Annotated in this window: 10 protein-coding genes; 6 read left to right on the top strand and 4 right to left on the bottom strand. The window is 60.4% G+C overall.

The features are described from left to right. The first annotated feature begins 59 nt into the window (after nt 1-59). The 3 genes from EXN68_RS19370 to EXN68_RS19360 are packed head-to-tail and all read left to right on the top strand — an operon-like array spanning nt 60 to nt 3,821. Nucleotides 60-890 (top strand): N-formylglutamate amidohydrolase, encoded by an 831-nt coding sequence (locus EXN68_RS19370; protein ID WP_142842414.1) that lies wholly within the window; start codon nt 60-62, stop codon nt 888-890. Further along, a complete protein-coding gene (locus EXN68_RS19365; protein WP_142842413.1) occupies nt 887-2,764 on the top strand; it encodes a flavohemoglobin expression-modulating QEGLA motif protein in 1,878 nt (625 codons plus the stop codon). Before EXN68_RS19370 ends, EXN68_RS19365 begins: the two co-directional genes overlap by 4 nt. 10 nt (nt 2,765-2,774) lie before the next feature. Beyond that, complete coding sequence (locus tag EXN68_RS19360; protein WP_142842412.1) at nt 2,775-3,821, top strand: glutathione synthase; 1,047 nt, start codon at nt 2,775-2,777, stop codon at nt 3,819-3,821. Nucleotide 3,822: 1 nt separating this feature from the next. Here the strand turns inward: EXN68_RS19360 and EXN68_RS19355 are convergent, their stop codons facing one another. Both EXN68_RS19355 and EXN68_RS19350 read right to left on the bottom strand, forming a co-directional pair. Continuing rightward, entirely contained in the window at nt 3,823-4,845 is a 1,023-nt protein-coding gene (locus EXN68_RS19355; protein WP_142842411.1) for an NAD-dependent epimerase, read from the bottom strand. 86 nt (nt 4,846-4,931) lie between these two features. Continuing rightward, nucleotides 4,932-6,263: a UDP-glucose dehydrogenase family protein gene (locus EXN68_RS19350; protein ID WP_080828280.1), complete on the bottom strand. Its 1,332-nt coding sequence runs from the start codon at nt 6,261-6,263 to the stop codon at nt 4,932-4,934. Nucleotides 6,264-6,645: 382 nt separating this feature from the next. On the opposite strand from EXN68_RS19350, the gene EXN68_RS19345 reads away from it, so the two are divergent. Next, entirely contained in the window at nt 6,646-7,533 is an 888-nt protein-coding gene (locus tag EXN68_RS19345; protein WP_142842410.1) for a DMT family transporter, read from the top strand. A 105-nt stretch (nt 7,534-7,638) separates the two neighbouring features. Next, nucleotides 7,639-8,619, top strand: coding sequence for a glutathione S-transferase family protein (locus EXN68_RS19340; protein ID WP_142842409.1), 981 nt, complete (start codon nt 7,639-7,641; stop codon nt 8,617-8,619). Nucleotides 8,620-8,631: 12 nt separating this feature from the next. On the opposite strand, the gene EXN68_RS19335 is transcribed toward EXN68_RS19340, so the two are convergent. Further along, the gene (locus EXN68_RS19335; protein ID WP_142842408.1) at nt 8,632-9,534 is read right to left on the bottom strand and encodes a LysR substrate-binding domain-containing protein; all 903 of its coding nucleotides are present in this window, start codon (nt 9,532-9,534) and stop codon (nt 8,632-8,634) included. 202 nt (nt 9,535-9,736) lie between these two features. Here EXN68_RS19335 and amaB point away from each other — a divergent pair, with 202 nt between their 5' ends. Beyond that, the gene (gene amaB, locus EXN68_RS19330) at nt 9,737-11,266 is read left to right on the top strand and encodes an L-piperidine-6-carboxylate dehydrogenase (RefSeq protein WP_142842407.1); all 1,530 of its coding nucleotides are present in this window, start codon (nt 9,737-9,739) and stop codon (nt 11,264-11,266) included. Nucleotides 11,267-11,368: 102 nt separating this feature from the next. Here amaB and putA read toward each other — a convergent pair whose 3' ends face one another. Then, nucleotides 11,369-15,043: a trifunctional transcriptional regulator/proline dehydrogenase/L-glutamate gamma-semialdehyde dehydrogenase gene (gene putA, locus EXN68_RS19325; RefSeq protein WP_142842406.1), complete on the bottom strand. Its 3,675-nt coding sequence runs from the start codon at nt 15,041-15,043 to the stop codon at nt 11,369-11,371. Nucleotides 15,044-15,077 lie beyond the last annotated feature (34 nt).

The raw sequence follows: 15,077 nt of genomic DNA, 5'->3' as shown, positions 1-15,077 counted from the left end.
TTTTTCCCGGAACAAACGGGCAAGTCGCGTTGTTTTACACCCGATGCAGGGGAGGCAGCATGGCAGCCAGACACAGCGACGGCGAACATTACGGTCATAACCAAAACAAGGGTTTCTGGTCGATCGAATTCGGCAACTCGCCCGTTGTCGGCACGGCCATTCATGACGGCCATTTCATTCGCCCGGAAGTGGCGGGGCTCATGGCTCTTTCAGCCGAACAGAGGCTGCGCGAGGAAGACCCCTTCACCGGCGAGATGATTTCGGGGCTGACAAATCGTCTCGTCGCTCATCATTCTCGCTTCGAAATCGATCTCAACCGCGCTGCCGATCAGGCGATCTACCTGAAGCCCGAACAATCCTGGGGGCTTGAGGTCTGGAACGAGGAGCCGGCGGAACAAGCGCTCCGGCAATCGCTCGATTTCCACGACGATTATTATGCGATGCTGGAGGCGGTTCTGTCGACGGTGGAGCGCCGGCACGGTGCGTTCGTGGTGCTGGACGTGCACAGCTATAATCATCGCCGGCAGGGCGCTGCCGCGCCTGCGACGGCGCAGGCGGAAGCGCCCGATATCAATATCGGTACATTTTCCATGGATCGCAGCCGCTGGAGCGATGTGGTCAGTGCTGTCGGTTATCATTTCGCCTCAGCGACCATCGGCGGTCGACGCCTTGATGTTCGCGAAAACGTGGCGTTTCAGGGTAAAGGGGAACAGACCCGCTTCATCCACGAACGCTTTGCCGAAAACGGCTGCGCGATTGCGATCGAGTTCAAGAAATTCTTCATGGATGAGTGGACGGGAAGACCGGACACACGGGTGATATCGGATATCCGTGATACGATCGCTGCCCTTCAGCCGGTTCTCGAAAAATGCCTGGGGTCGCGGCGATGAGTGTTTCCTCCGCCCGCAGCGAGCCTTCTCCGATCGTCGACCTGGTGGATGATGTCGTCGCCTGCCTGGAGGGCGGCAAGGCTATCCGCCGGGATGTCGGAAAAAACGGCAGGCTGCACATCGACCGGCCGCTGCCGTTCCTCTGCCTGCATCTGACGGGAGGTACGAAAGACCTTGCTGCGCGCGATATCGCCGCCGCCCATGCATCCTATCTCATCGCTTCGACCATTCAGGAGGCCGCACCGCTGATAGAGGCTGTGGGCGCCGCCATGCTGCAGCGTTTCGGCGCCTTCATCGTCCTCGATATCGGTGAACTGGAACACGATATTCTGTTGGCCGACGACTCCCCCTTTCTGCCGCATTATGAGGTTTCCGTTTCAGCGACTTCAGAACCGGAAACGCAGAAAGCCCGCCGGGTCTTCATCAAGGCGGTCTGTGATGCCGAAGTGCGGTTTCGCACGCCGCGTATCACCCGGCCGGAACCGGAATCCGATCCGATCCTCAGGTTTCAGAATACCGGTCTGGATTTTCCCTGCATCAGCGTGCGCTTCGCGCCGATCTATCGGCAGCCGGAATCCGGTGCCGATTATCCCGGTCTGCGCGAAACGATGATTGCCGATCTTTTCGATGCGGGTTTGCAGGCCTTCTCGTCATTTTCCGCCGGTATGGATGCGCTGAAGGTCACCAGCCACCGGGCGCTTGGCCGCAAGGCCTTTGTCGATGCCGTCCGGCGTGCCGACCGCTCGGTGGATGAGATCGTTTCATCCTTCGATTTTCTTCTGTCGGTTACGCCAATCAATGCCCGCCGGGCCTTCGAGGAGTTTCGCGATGGCAGCTTTCAGTTTGCGCCACGCCTGCTTTACCGGCCGCTTGGCGTTGATGTCGAGGAGCAGAAACGCAAGCTCTATTCCGTCGTTTTCGATCATCTGGAAGACCCGGTGCTCTATCACCTCTACCGGGAGAAACAGCAGGAGATCGACCTGCAACTGACGATGCTTGCGAACCTGCATCATCGCACCTTCACCGATTTTTCACGCGCCCTCTATGGCGCCGTCGAACCCGCGCTCCTGACGCTGGCGCTTCGTGTGCTTGAGGATTGCCCACGCGCCCAGGAAAGCGGCGAAATCGCCACGGTGGACTGTTACGCGGTCGCCAGAAAATCGCGCGAGATGGTCGAGACCTATCTGGCGGAAGAACCGGAATTCAAGGCTCGCGTCGAAATCCGCGACGACCTGCCGCCCGGCCTGATGGTGACGGGCGAGAAGCTCTTGATTTCCCGCCACACGGTCATGGAACAGCGCCGTGTCGAAGCACTGCTGTCGCATGAGATCGGCGTGCATCTTCTCACCTATTTCAACGGTTCGTTTCAGGGCCTGCGGCTCTTCCGCACCGGCCTTTCCGGTTATGAGGGCGTGCAGGAAGGGCTGGCGGTGCTGGCGGAACATCTGGCCGGTGGCATGACGCGTGAGCGCCTGCGGCTGATTGCCGGCCGTGTCGTCGGTTGTGCCACCATGCTCGATGGCGCGACATTCGTTGAGACCTTCCGCATCATGACCCGTGATCACGGTTTCGACGAGGCAGGCGCCTTCAACATGGTGCTGCGCATCTATCGCGGCGGCGGTCTTTCGAAGGATGCGATTTATCTGCGCGGGCTGGCCGAGGTTCTGGAACATCTGCGCAGGGGCGGGGCGCTTGATCCATTCTGGATGGGCAAGATCGCCGCGCAACATTTCCCGGTCATGGAGGAACTGGCCCTGCGCGGCCTTTTGCGTCCGCCGGGTATCAGACCCGCATTTCTGCTGCCGGCCAAGGCCAATGAGCGGCTGGAGAAAATACGGGCGGGATTATCCATTGCCGAACTGGCAACATTATAGGAGGGGCTTCATGCGCATCGCGTTTTTCGTCAATTCCATCGAAACCGAGGGGCCGAATTACGCCACAGGCCTGCTGGCCATGGCCGCACTCAATCGTGGCCACGAGGTGGTTTATCTGACACCCGGGGATTTTACCCTGCGTTCAGATGACAGCCTGACCATTCATGCAACCGTGCTGCCGAAAGGTAAAATCAAGAAAGGCGAGACGTTCCATTCCACGCTTCAGGACAAGGCGCTGGAGCGGCGGACCATGGATGTCGAGGAAATCGATGCGCTGATGTTGCGCAACGACCCCTCGCTTGACCAGACGACGCGGCCATGGGCGGTGCATGCCGGCATTCTGTTCGGGCGGCTTGCCGAACAGCGCGGCGTCGTGGTGCTGAACGATCCGGAAGGTCTGGCTCTGGCGCAGAACAAGCTCTATTTCCAGAGCTTTCCCGAAATCGTCCGGCCGACCACGATCATTTCCCGCAATGTCGAGGAAATCCGTGCCTTTGCTGACGCACATCCCAAGGGCGTCATCGTCAAGCCGCTGCAGGGCTCCGGCGGCAAGAACGTCTTCAAGATCGGTTCCAGTAAGGAGACCAATCTCAACCAGATTTTCGAGGCGGTCAGCCTTGAGGGTTATCTGATCGCGCAGGCCTATCTGCCGGCCGCGAAGGACGGGGACATCCGCTTCTTCATGATGAATGGCCGGCCGCTGATGCGGGACGGCAAATATGCCGCACTCCGCCGTGTGCCGGCGAAAGGCGATCTGCGCTCGAACATCCACGCCCAGGGCACGGCGGAAGCCGTGAAGGTGACGGACGACATCGTGGCACTTGCCGAAATGATGCGGCCGAAGCTCGTGGAGGACGGCATGTTTCTGGTCGGGCTCGATATCGTCGGTGACAAGATACTGGAAGTGAATGTGTTTTCGCCCGGTGGCTTGTCGAATATCCTCGAACTCACCAATGTCGATTTCAGCGATACGATCATCGACGCGGTGGAAACCAAAGTCTCCATGCAGGCCGCATCGGGTGGGGCCCTCTCCAACCGGTTGCTCGCAACGCTCTGAACTACTCCCGCAGTTCGGCTGATTGCATTTTCCGATACCAGGCGACGAGGGCCTTGATGCCCTCTTCGACCGGGGTCTGCGGCACATAACCGGTCAGCGCCCTCAGAAGATCGGGTGAGGCAAAGGTGCGCGGAACGTCGCCCTGCTGCATCGGCAGCATGTTGCGGATTGCCGGCTTGCCGACTGCCTTTTCGATCGTTTCGACGAAATGCATCAGCTCCACCGGCTGGCCGCCGCCAATATTGACGACGCGGAAGGGCGCGTGGTGCGAGAGCGTGTCGGTGACACCATTCTGCGTAACCCGGTTTTCTTCCGACGGGATGATCTGGCTCAGCCGGACGATGCCTTCGACCAGATCGTCGATGTAGGTGAAGTCGCGGCTCATATTGCCCTGGCCATAAATGTCGATTGGCCGGCCGTTGGAGACGGCATCGACGAATTTGATCGGCGCCATGTCCGGCCGTCCCCACGGCCCGTAAACCGTGAAGAAGCGGAAGGCGGTGGTGGGCAATTTGTGCAGATGGGCATAGCTATGCGCCATCAGCTCCATCGATTTTTTGGTGGCGGCATAAAGCGTCATCGGCTCGTCGGCCTTGTCGCTTTCCGCAAAGGGGATTTTTTCGTTGGCGCCGTAGATGGAGGAGGTCGATGCCAGCATCAGGTGCTTGACATCAAGGCTTCTCGCGAGCTCCAGCATGTTGAACGAGCCGATGAGATTGGAATCGATATAGGCGCGCGGATTTTCAAGGCTGTAACGAACACCGGCCTGGGCGGCGAGATGGATGATGATCTCAGGTTCTGCGGCCTCCGCCGCCCGCTTCAGCGCATCGGTATCTTCCAGCATGCCGATTTCGGCCCGAAAGCCGTTGGAGCGGGAAAGAATGGCATGGCGTTTTTCTTTCAGGCTGACATCGTAATATTTCGTCATGCCGTCGAAGCCGGTCACGAAGTGTCCCGCATCCAGCAGCCGCTTTGCGACGTAAAAGCCGATGAAGCCTGCCGTACCGGTAACCAGATAACGCATGATGACTATATCCCGAATCTGTTGGTGCGTTTGCGGTTAAACCGAAGCGCGAAAATTGTTTCAGTGAAATTCCAGACGACGAAGCGCTAGAGTTCCTTGCCGGCGGTATCCTCATGCGGGCGGCCGACGGCGGCATAGATAAATCCATGCGCGGCAACTTCATCCGTGCGGTAAATATTGCGCAGGTCCACCAGAACGGGGCTTTTCATGATCGCCTTCAGGCGCGGCAGATCAAGCGCGCGGAACTGGTTCCATTCCGTCACGATCACCACGGCATCGGCATCTTGCGCTGCCTCGTAGGGGCCCGTTGCGTATTCGATATCCTCCATCAGATGGCGGGCATTCGCCATGCCTTCGGGATCGTAACCGACCACTTTCGCCCCACCGTCCTGCAGGGTCTGGATGATGGCGATCGCCGGGCTGTCGCGCATGTCGTCGGTATTGGGCTTGAAGGTGAGGCCAAGCACGGCGATCTTCTTGCCACGCACGTCGCCGCCCACGGCATTGATAACCTTGCGGCCCATGGCGCGCTTGCGGTTGTCGTTGATGGCGATGGTGGTTTCGATCAGCCGCACCGGCGCGTCATAATCCTGCGCGGTCTTGGCAAGCGCCAGCGTATCCTTTGGGAAACAGGAGCCACCATAACCGGGGCCGGCATGCAGGAATTTCGAACCGATGCGGCCATCCAGCCCGATGCCGCGCGACACGTCCTGCACATTGGCACCGACCTTTTCGCAGAGGTCCGCCATTTCGTTGATGAAGGTGATCTTCATCGCCAGAAAGGCGTTGGCGGCGTATTTGATCAGTTCCGAGGCGCGTCGCGTTGTGAAGAGCAGCGGCGACTGATTGAGGTAGAGCGGACGGTAAACCTCCGTCATGACAGGGCGGGCCCGCTCGTCCGAAAGGCCGACGACGATACGGTCCGGCCGCTTGAAATCTTCGATGGCTGCACCTTCACGCAGGAATTCCGGGTTGGATACCACGGCGAAATCGGCGGAAGGGTTTTCCTCGCGAATGATGCGCTCCACCTCGTCGCCGGTGCCGACCGGAACGGTCGATTTGGTGACGATGACGGTGAAACCATCCAGCGCATGGGCGATCTCTTTTGCCGCCGCATAGACATAACCAAGATCCGCATGGCCATCGCCGCGCCGCGAGGGCGTGCCGACCGCGATGAAGACGACCTCGGCATTGGCAACGGCAGCGGAAAGATCGGTGGTGAAACTCAACCGGCCGGCCCTGGCGTTATTGGCGACGATCGTCTCCAGACCCGGTTCGAAGATCGGAATATGGCCGTTTTTCAGGGCCTCGATCTTCTCCGGCATCTTGTCGACGCAGACCACATCGTGGCCGAAATCTGCAAAACACGCGCCGGACACGAGGCCGACATAACCCGAACCGATCATCACTATCCGCATTCTTTTTCCTTTCGGTTAGCGAGGCCATGTTAACGCGGCAATACCAGCCGGGGAAATCGGCGGGCGAAAATTACACGATAATATTTAGCCGCCTTCACGCCCGTCGCCAAGCGCCACGATCAACACCGGCTAACCTCTTTCCATGACGGTGATGTGATGGCGGCGGCGGGACAAATTTGCCGCACCTTGCAGCCATTTGCACCGGCCGGGTCCAATCGGGCAATTTTGCGTCTTTTGCGGCTTGCACTCATAGGTAGCCGGGTCTAGCCATAGGTCTGAGGATCAAATCTGCCAGACTGTCTGTCCCACAAAGGGGCGTCCGGGTCGCGTTTAACGCGACCGGGAGAAGCTTTGCGTTGCGGTCGGTGTTCGGGGAAGTCAAATGCAAAAGGGTTTTCTGCTCGGTCTGTTCGCTTATGCGACCTTTTCCATGGGCGATGCCACCATCAAGTCGCTTGGATCGCAGATCAGCGTTTTCGAAATTGGCTTCTTCAGCATTCTCTTCTCCGGTATCTTCATCTTCTTCAGCAAGCCGCGTGAGGAAAGGTGGCGTGAATTCTGGCGCATGAGCCGGCCATTCGCCGTGCATGGCCGCGCGATTTCCGGCCTCTTCGCCGGCATTTTCGGCATCTATGCCTTCACCACCATTCCGCTGGCTGAAGCCTATGCGCTGATCTTCCTGTCGCCGCTTTTCGTCACCGTCCTTTCCGCCGTGGTGCTGAAAGAGAATATCGGCCCGTGGCGCTGGGCGGCGGTTCTGGCCGGCATCGTCGGCGTCATCCTCGTGGTGCGGCCGGGCTTCAAGTCGCTCGAACTCGGGCATTTTGCCGCCATCGGCGTGGCGTTCCTGGCGGCGATGACCATCGTGCTGCTGCGCTCGCTGGCGGGTAAGGAGAAGCGCACCTCGATCATGGGTGTGCTGTTGATTTACGGTCTGACTTTTAACGGCATCGCGTCCATTCCCGATTTCGTCATGCCCAACCTGCACCAGCTTCTGGCCTTCGCCTTCATCGGCCTTTGCACGGCGACGGGGCAGATAACCCTTCTGGTCGCGACCCGCATCGCGCCGGCAAGCCAGATCGCGCCCTCGCATTACTCGCAAATCCTCTGGGCGGTGGCGATCGGCATGACCTTCTTTCACGAATATCCGGACGCCGTTGCGGTGCTGGGTCTAGCGGTCATCGCTGGATCGGGACTTCTGACGATGATCCGTGAAAAGGTAAGGCTTGGCACCGTGCGCTGGAACCCGTTTTTCCGCAATCGCCTGTGAACTCTTCTGCCGATCAGAAACAGTGCGTCAACCGAAGCGTGGCTTGTGATGAGGTGGCGACCCGGCCCATAAGGCTTTCATCTTTAGATGAACAGGGAGCCGCAAATGCTCGTGGATGGAAAATGGACCGCCGAATGGCATCCCGTGCAGGCAACCGACAAGAAGGGTGGCTTCGTTCGCCAGACCTCCGGTTTCCGCAACTGGGTAACGCCTGATGGCTCGGCGGGACCAACGGGCGAGGGCGGTTTTGCGGCTGAGGTCGGTCGCTACCACCTCTATGTCGCGCTGATTTGCCCATGGGCATCGCGAACGTTGATCGGCCGCAAGCTGAAGAAGCTTGAAGAGGTGATTTCCGTTTCCGTGGTCGAGCCGGCGCTTTCGGACGAAGGCTGGAAATTCGGCGACTATCCGGGTTCGGATCGGGACACGCTGAATGGTTTCACCCACGTGCATGAGGCCTATACCAGCGCCGACCCGCATTATACCGGCCGTGCCACCGTGCCCGTGCTTTGGGACAAAAAGACGAAAACCATCGTCAACAATGAATCTGCCGATATTCTGCGCATGCTGAATTCCGGGTTCGGTGATCTCACCGATAATGCGATTGACCTTTATCCGGAGGCGCTGCGCGACGGGATCGACGCTCTCAACGAGCATATCTATCCCCGTCTCAACAACGGCGTTTACAGAACCGGTTTTGCCACCACGCAGGTGGCTTATGAGGAAGCCTTTGCCGAGGTTTTCGAAACGCTTGATGAGCTTGAGACGCGGTTGGCGACGGGCGGGCCTTTCCTCTTCGGTGGTCTTCTTACCGAAACGGATGTCCGGCTTTTTGTGACGCTGGTTCGTTTTGACGCCGCCTATTACGGCCTGTTCAAATGCAATCTTCGCCGCATCGCCGATTATCCCGCGCTGCAGGCCTATATGATGCGGGTGCTGAACGTTCCCGGCGTGCGCGACACGGTCAATATCGACCATATCAAGCGCGGTTATTATTCCATCAAGGCGCTCAACCCGACCCGGATCGTGCCGGTCGGCCCCGATCTTCCTGGGCTTGATGAGGTCTCCCTCCGGTCCTCGAAGTGACCGGATAACGGACTAGACCGGCTTGCCGACCTGCTCGAGCAGCCAGGCCTGAAAGGCGCGGGCGAGTGCATTGTCCTGCCGCCCTTCCGGCAGGGCGACATAATAGCTCTTGTCGGTCTGCAGGGGGATGTCGAAGACGATTTCGAGGCGGCCGGAGGCAAGTTCCGCCTCGATGAGATATTTCGGCAGAAGGGCAAAACCGATACCGCTTGCGGCAGCTTCGATGATCATCGAGAACTGGTCGAAACGGCTGCCGTGATAGGCGTTTCCCGCCGTCACCCCGTTCATCTCCAGCCATTCCGTCCATAGTTTGGGCCGCGTCGTCACATGCAATAATGGGTGTTCGGCCAAATCCTGCGCCCGGTTCACTTTGGCGCGGCCAAGCAGGGCGGGACTGGCGACGGGCACGATCACCTCGTTGCATAAAAACGTGCAGGTGCCATGCGCCCAGACCGGTTGGCCATAATGAATGGCGAGATCGAAACCTTCCTCGTCGAAATCGAACGGATGCGAGCGCGAGCCGATCGTGATCGCCATATCCGGATTGGCATCGATGAAGCGGGAGAGGCGCGGCATAAGCCAGCGGCTGCCAAAGGTCGGTAACGTTGCGACGGAAAGCGATGCGTGCGATGTTCCGGCCGAAACCGCACGCACCATCAGCTGTTCGGATTGCTGCAACAGGCGCCGCACATCGGGCAGGAATTTACGGCCCGCTTCCGAAAGCACGACCCGCCTGCGGATGCGCTCGAAAAGCTGCATTCCCGTCTGCGCTTCCAGTTCGCCGATCTGCCGGCTCACCGCGCTCTGCGTGAGGTTGAGTTCTTCCGCCGCGCGGGTAAAATTGCCGTGCCTTGCCGCGCATTCAAACGCCTGCAGGGTGACGATATCTGGGACCAGTCTTCTGCGCGGATCCATTCCATTCTCGCATCAACTTACCCGCTTTCCTCATTGGAAAAGGGTTGTTATGCCCATATATGATTACGGGAAAGAATGGAATGGTGTTTTGCCGGCTTGGCGGCACCGTTGACAAATTCGGGGAAAGAAGAGCGACGGGAGTTGAAAGCGCCGTATTAAAAACGGCCTTTCCTCCCCTTTCAGCCAAAAAGGATAATTGGACATGGATGCGACCACGAAGCTTGACGTGAAACAGGAAGCCGCCGCCCTTCTCGACAGAATGGGTGTTGCGCGCGATCTTTATACCGGCGGCAACATGGCGTCCTTCAGCCCGGTGACGGGTGAACAGGTCGCAAACCTGAAGACCGTTTCGGTCGAGGGCGTGGCAGCCGTGGTCGACAAGGCTGATGCCGCCTTCAAGCAATGGCGCAATGTGCCGGCGCCCCGTCGTGGCGAGCTGATCCGGTTGCTCGGCGAAGAGCTGCGCGCCTTCAAGGCTGATCTCGGCCGTCTCGTGTCGCTGGAAGCGGGCAAGATCCCGTCCGAAGGTCTCGGCGAAGTGCAGGAAATGATCGATATCTGCGATTTCGCCGTCGGTCTTTCCCGCCAGCTTTATGGCCTCACCATCGCCACTGAACGTCCCGGCCACCGCATGATGGAGACCTGGCATCCGCTCGGTGTCGTCGGCGTCATCTCGGCCTTCAATTTCCCCGTCGCCGTCTGGTCGTGGAATGCCGCACTCGCCATCGTCTGCGGCAATTCGGTGGTCTGGAAGCCTTCGGAAAAGACGCCGCTGACGGCGCTGGCCGTTCAGGGCATCTTCGAACGGGCCGCCGCCCGCTTCGGCGATGCGCCTGAAGGTCTTTCGCAGCTGCTGATCGGAGATCGTGCCGTGGGTGAAGCATTGGTGGATAACCCCAAGGTGCCGCTGGTTTCGGCCACCGGCTCCACCCGCATGGGCCGTGATGTCGGCCCGCGCCTGGCAAAGCGTTTTGCCCGCGCCATTCTGGAACTCGGCGGCAACAATGCCGGTATCGTCTGCCCGTCCGCCGATCTCGACATGGCGCTGCGCGCCATCGCCTTCGGTGCCATGGGTACGGCCGGCCAGCGCTGCACCACGCTTCGCCGTCTCTTTGTGCATGACAGCGTTTACGACCAGCTCGTGCCGCGCCTGAAAAAGGCCTATGCCTCCGTCTCCGTTGGCAACCCGCTGGAAACTTCGGCACTCGTCGGCCCGCTGGTCGACAAGGCAGCGTTTGACGGCATGCAGAAGGCGCTCGAGGCGGCGAAAGCCCATGACGGCGTGGTGAATGGCGGTGGACGCGTGGATACCGGGGCGGCTGATGCCTATTATGTGAAGCCCGCGCTCGTCGAAATGCCTGAACAGGTTGGCCCGGTGCTGGAAGAGACCTTCGCGCCGATCCTCTATGTCATGAAATACAGCGATCTCGATCAGGCAATCGACGCGCATAATGCCGTTGCCGCCGGTCTTTCATCGTCGATCTTCACCCGCGACATTCAGGAATCGGAACGTTTCCTGTCGTCGGAAGGCTCGGATTGCGGCATCGCCAACGTTAATATCGGCACCTCGGGCGCAGAAATCGGTGGCGCTTTCGGGGGCGAGAAGGAAACCGGCGGCGGCCGTGAATCCGGTTCGGATGCGTGGAAAGCCTATATGCGCCGCGCCACCAACACGGTCAATTATTCCAAGTCGCTGCCGCTGGCGCAGGGTGTGTCCTTCGACATCGAATGACATCTGTGACCTGTCGCTCGTCCGGAGCGACAATGATCTATGTATTGCTTTTATCGGCGCGGATTTTTTCCGCGCCGATTTTGTTTTGGGCAATCGTGCCGTTCAGCCGATGCTCATCAGGCTGGCATTGCCGCCGGCCGCCGTGGTGTTGACGCTGACGGAGACTTCTTCGACCAGCCAGTCGAGATTATAGGGCTGACTTTCACCGGAAAGCGCCTCCGTGGTTGCGGCCTGCACGAGAACCAGCGGGCCGGGCAGGGTGGCGATCTTTTTGTTGGTCGTCACGATACGCTCCGCATCACCCTCGACCAAGGCGCCAGCAAAGGGGCCGGATTTTGCCCAGTCATCCGCCCAGACGATGCGCGAGGTGACGGTTGCCGGCAGCCCGTAGATCGATTTTTCGAGGCCAGAGGCATTGTCGATGACGGCCGTGTTTCCGGTGGCAAGTGCTGCCGCTAGCTGGCGGTAGAGCCCCTGTTCGGTTGCCGGGACCAGCAGGATGCTGCCGCGCGGATGAAGCGCATAGACGTTTCGTTCGCCGACGGGGCCTGCCAGCTCGGTTTCGAAGCCGAGGCCGGAAAGCGCTGCCGCCTGCCGTGCGGCTTCGGCCGCAACGGTTTCGCCGATTTCATCCAGCCAGCGGGCCAGATCAACGGCGGCCTGATCCTGCTGGCTTGCAACCCGGTCGATCTTCGGCGCAGCCTGCGTCATGCGGCCGAGATAGAGCGGGCCGCCGGCCTTGGGGCCGGTGCCGGAAAGACCGCGCCCGCCAAAGGGCTGCACGCCGACCACTGCGCCGATGATGTTGCGGTTCACATAAAGATTGCCGGCCGCGACGCGCGACAGCACATGCTGGATCGTATCGTCGAGACGTGTATGCAGGCCGAAGGTCAGGCCATAACCGGTGGCGTTGATCTCATCGATCAGCCGGTCGAGATTATCCCGCTTGAAGCGGATCACATGCAGCACCGGGCCGAATACTTCCCGTTTCAGATCGGCGAGCGATTTCATCTCGATGATGGTCGGCGGCACGAAAGTGCCCTTGCCGGTTTCACCCGCAAGCGTGATCTGTTCGATGCGGTGGCCGAGCGCGCGCATGCTGTCAACATGCTTCTCAATAATGCCCTTGGCCTCAGCGGTGATGACGGGCCCGACATCGACGGAAAGCCGGTCGGTGCGGCCGATGCGCAATTCATGCAGCGCACCTTTGAGCATGGTGAGCGTGCGATCCGCCACATCTTCCTGCAGGCAGAGAATGCGCAGCGCCGAGCAGCGCTGGCCGGCGCTGTCGAAGGCCGATGCGATGACATCAGCGACAACCTGTTCGGCGAGTGCGGAGGAATCGACGATCATGGCATTCTGGCCGCCGGTTTCGGCAATCAGCGGAACCGGCTGGCCGTTCGTCAGAACCCGGCCGGCGAGCTGGCCCTGAATGAGCCGCGCCACTTCCGTCGAACCGGTGAACATCACACCCGCCGTCAGCGGTGAGTCGACAAGTGCCGCGCCCGTCTTGCCGTCGCCCGGCATAAGCTGCACGGCATCCTGCGGAACACCGGCATCATGCAGCAGGCGTACGCCCTGTGCCGCGATCAGCGGCGTTTCCTCTGCGGGCTTTGCCAGAACCGGATTGCCGGCAACAAGTGCAGCCGCCACCTGACCGATGAAGATGGCGAGCGGGAAGTTCCACGGGCTGATGCAGACGACCGGGCCAAGCGGTGTTTCGCCAGCCTTGAAATTCTTGCGGGCTTCCGCTGCGTAATAACGCAAGAAGTCGATCGCCTCGCGCACTTCGGCAATGGCGTTGGGCATGGATTTTCCCGCCTCGCGCATGATGAGGCCGAGCAGATCTGGCATCTCGGCCTGCATTGCGTCGGCGGCGCGCTCCAGGCAGGCGGCACGCTCTTCAACCGGGGTGGAGGGCCAGGTGGAGGCCGCCGCCCGCTGCATCGCTGCTTCGGCATCGGCTTCGGTCGGTTCGGTCACATGGCCGACAATATCCGTGTGGTCACCGGGGTTGAGCACCGGCCGTGTCTGGCCGCTTGCCTGCGGCGCTGCGGCTTTCCACTCGGTTGCCGCAGCTGCCTTCAAGGTGCTGTCGAGTGCGGAGAGCGTTATTTCACTGGACAGATCAAGGCCGGCGGAATTCTTCCGGTCCGGGCCGAAAAGACCTTCGGGCGCGGCGATACGGTCGTGCCGTGCGCCGGGAATGGCATAAGCCTTGACCACCGTGACCGGGTCTTCCAGCAGGGAATCGACCGGAACGGCGGGATCGGCGATGCGGTTGACGAAGGAGGAGTTCGCGCCGTTTTCCAGGAGACGGCGAACCAGATAGGCAAGCAGCGTCTCATGGGTGCCGACCGGGGCGTAGAAGCGGCAGGGGCGGTCGAGCTTTTTCTTGCCGACGACCTCGCTGTAAAGCGGTTCGCCCATGCCGTGCAGGCACTGGAACTCATAATCGCCAAGTTTGAATTCGGGGCCGGCCAGATGATAGATCGTCGCCATGGACTGCGCATTGTGGGTGGCAAACTGCGGGAAAATCACGTCGCGCGCGCCGAGCAGCTTGCGGGCGCAGGCGATGTAGGAGACGTCGGTGTGCACCTTGCGGGTGAAGACCGGAAAGTCCTCCAGCCCATCCACCTGCGCGCGTTTGATTTCCGCATCCCAATAAGCGCCCTTGACGAGGCGCACCATGATACGGCGGCCCGAACGGCGGGCGAGATCGATGATGTAATCCAGAACGAAGGGGCAACGGCGGCCATAGGCCTGCACCACGAAACCGAGGCCGTTCCAGCCGGCAAGGTCCCTGTCGAGCGCCAGTTCTTCGAGAAGGTCAAGCGACAGTTCCAGCCGGTCGGCTTCCTCGGCGTCGATATTGAGGCCGATATCGTATTTCTTGCTGAGCAGCATCAGCGATTTGACGCGCGGCAGAAGCTCGGCCATCACCCGCTCGGCCTGCGCGCGGGCGTAACGCGGATGCAGCGCCGAAAGCTTGATGGAGATGCCTGGACCGCCATAGATGCCGCGGCCGGCAGAGGCCTTGCCGATGGCGTGGATGGCGTTTTCATAATCCTTGTAATAACGCTCCGCATCCCTGGCGGTGGTCGCGGCTTCGCCCAGCATGTCGTAGGAATACTGGAAGCCCTGCTCCTCCAGCGGCTTGGAGCGTTTGATGGCTTCGCCGATCGTTTCGCCGGTCACGAATTGTTCGCCCATCATGCGCATCGCCATATCGACGCCGCGGCGGATGACGGGTTCGCCGGCCCTCGCGATCAGCTTGGTCAACGCCGCCGAAAGGCCACTGTCATTGACAGTCGAGGTTAGTTTGCCGGTGATGACGAGACCCCAGGTGGCGGCGTTGACGAAAAGCGAGCGCCCGCCGCCAATATGGGACTTCCAGTCGCCGCGCGCGATCTTGTCGCGGATCAGCGCATCGCGGGTGGCGGTGTCGGGAATGCGCAGCAGCGCTTCGGCAAGGCACATCAGCGCCACGCCTTCATGGCTGGAGAGCGAATATTCCTGCACCAGCCCTTCGACGCCGGTGCCCCTGGTCTTGGCGCGCAGCGCCTCGATCAGCTTGCCGGCGGTGGTGCGGATGGCTTTGGTCTGCTCCTCTGTCACTGTTGCCGCCTCAATCAATGGGGCCAGGCATTCTTCCTCGGGGCGGCGATAGGCTGCGGTGATTGCCTTGCGCAGCGGGCTTTGTTCACGCACCGGCGGCGCGAAATTCTGGAAAATACCGTTCATTGCTACACCGGCGTTGCTTGCACCATCGGCCATTCTGAAAATCCTGAAAAAGCTGTTGAAGAAAGGC

Origin of the sequence: Martinezella rhizogenes, assembly GCF_007002745.1 — a bacterium.
Taxonomy (GTDB): domain Bacteria; phylum Pseudomonadota; class Alphaproteobacteria; order Rhizobiales; family Rhizobiaceae; genus Agrobacterium; species Agrobacterium cucumeris.
This window is presented reverse-complemented; position numbering and strand designations above follow the sequence as displayed.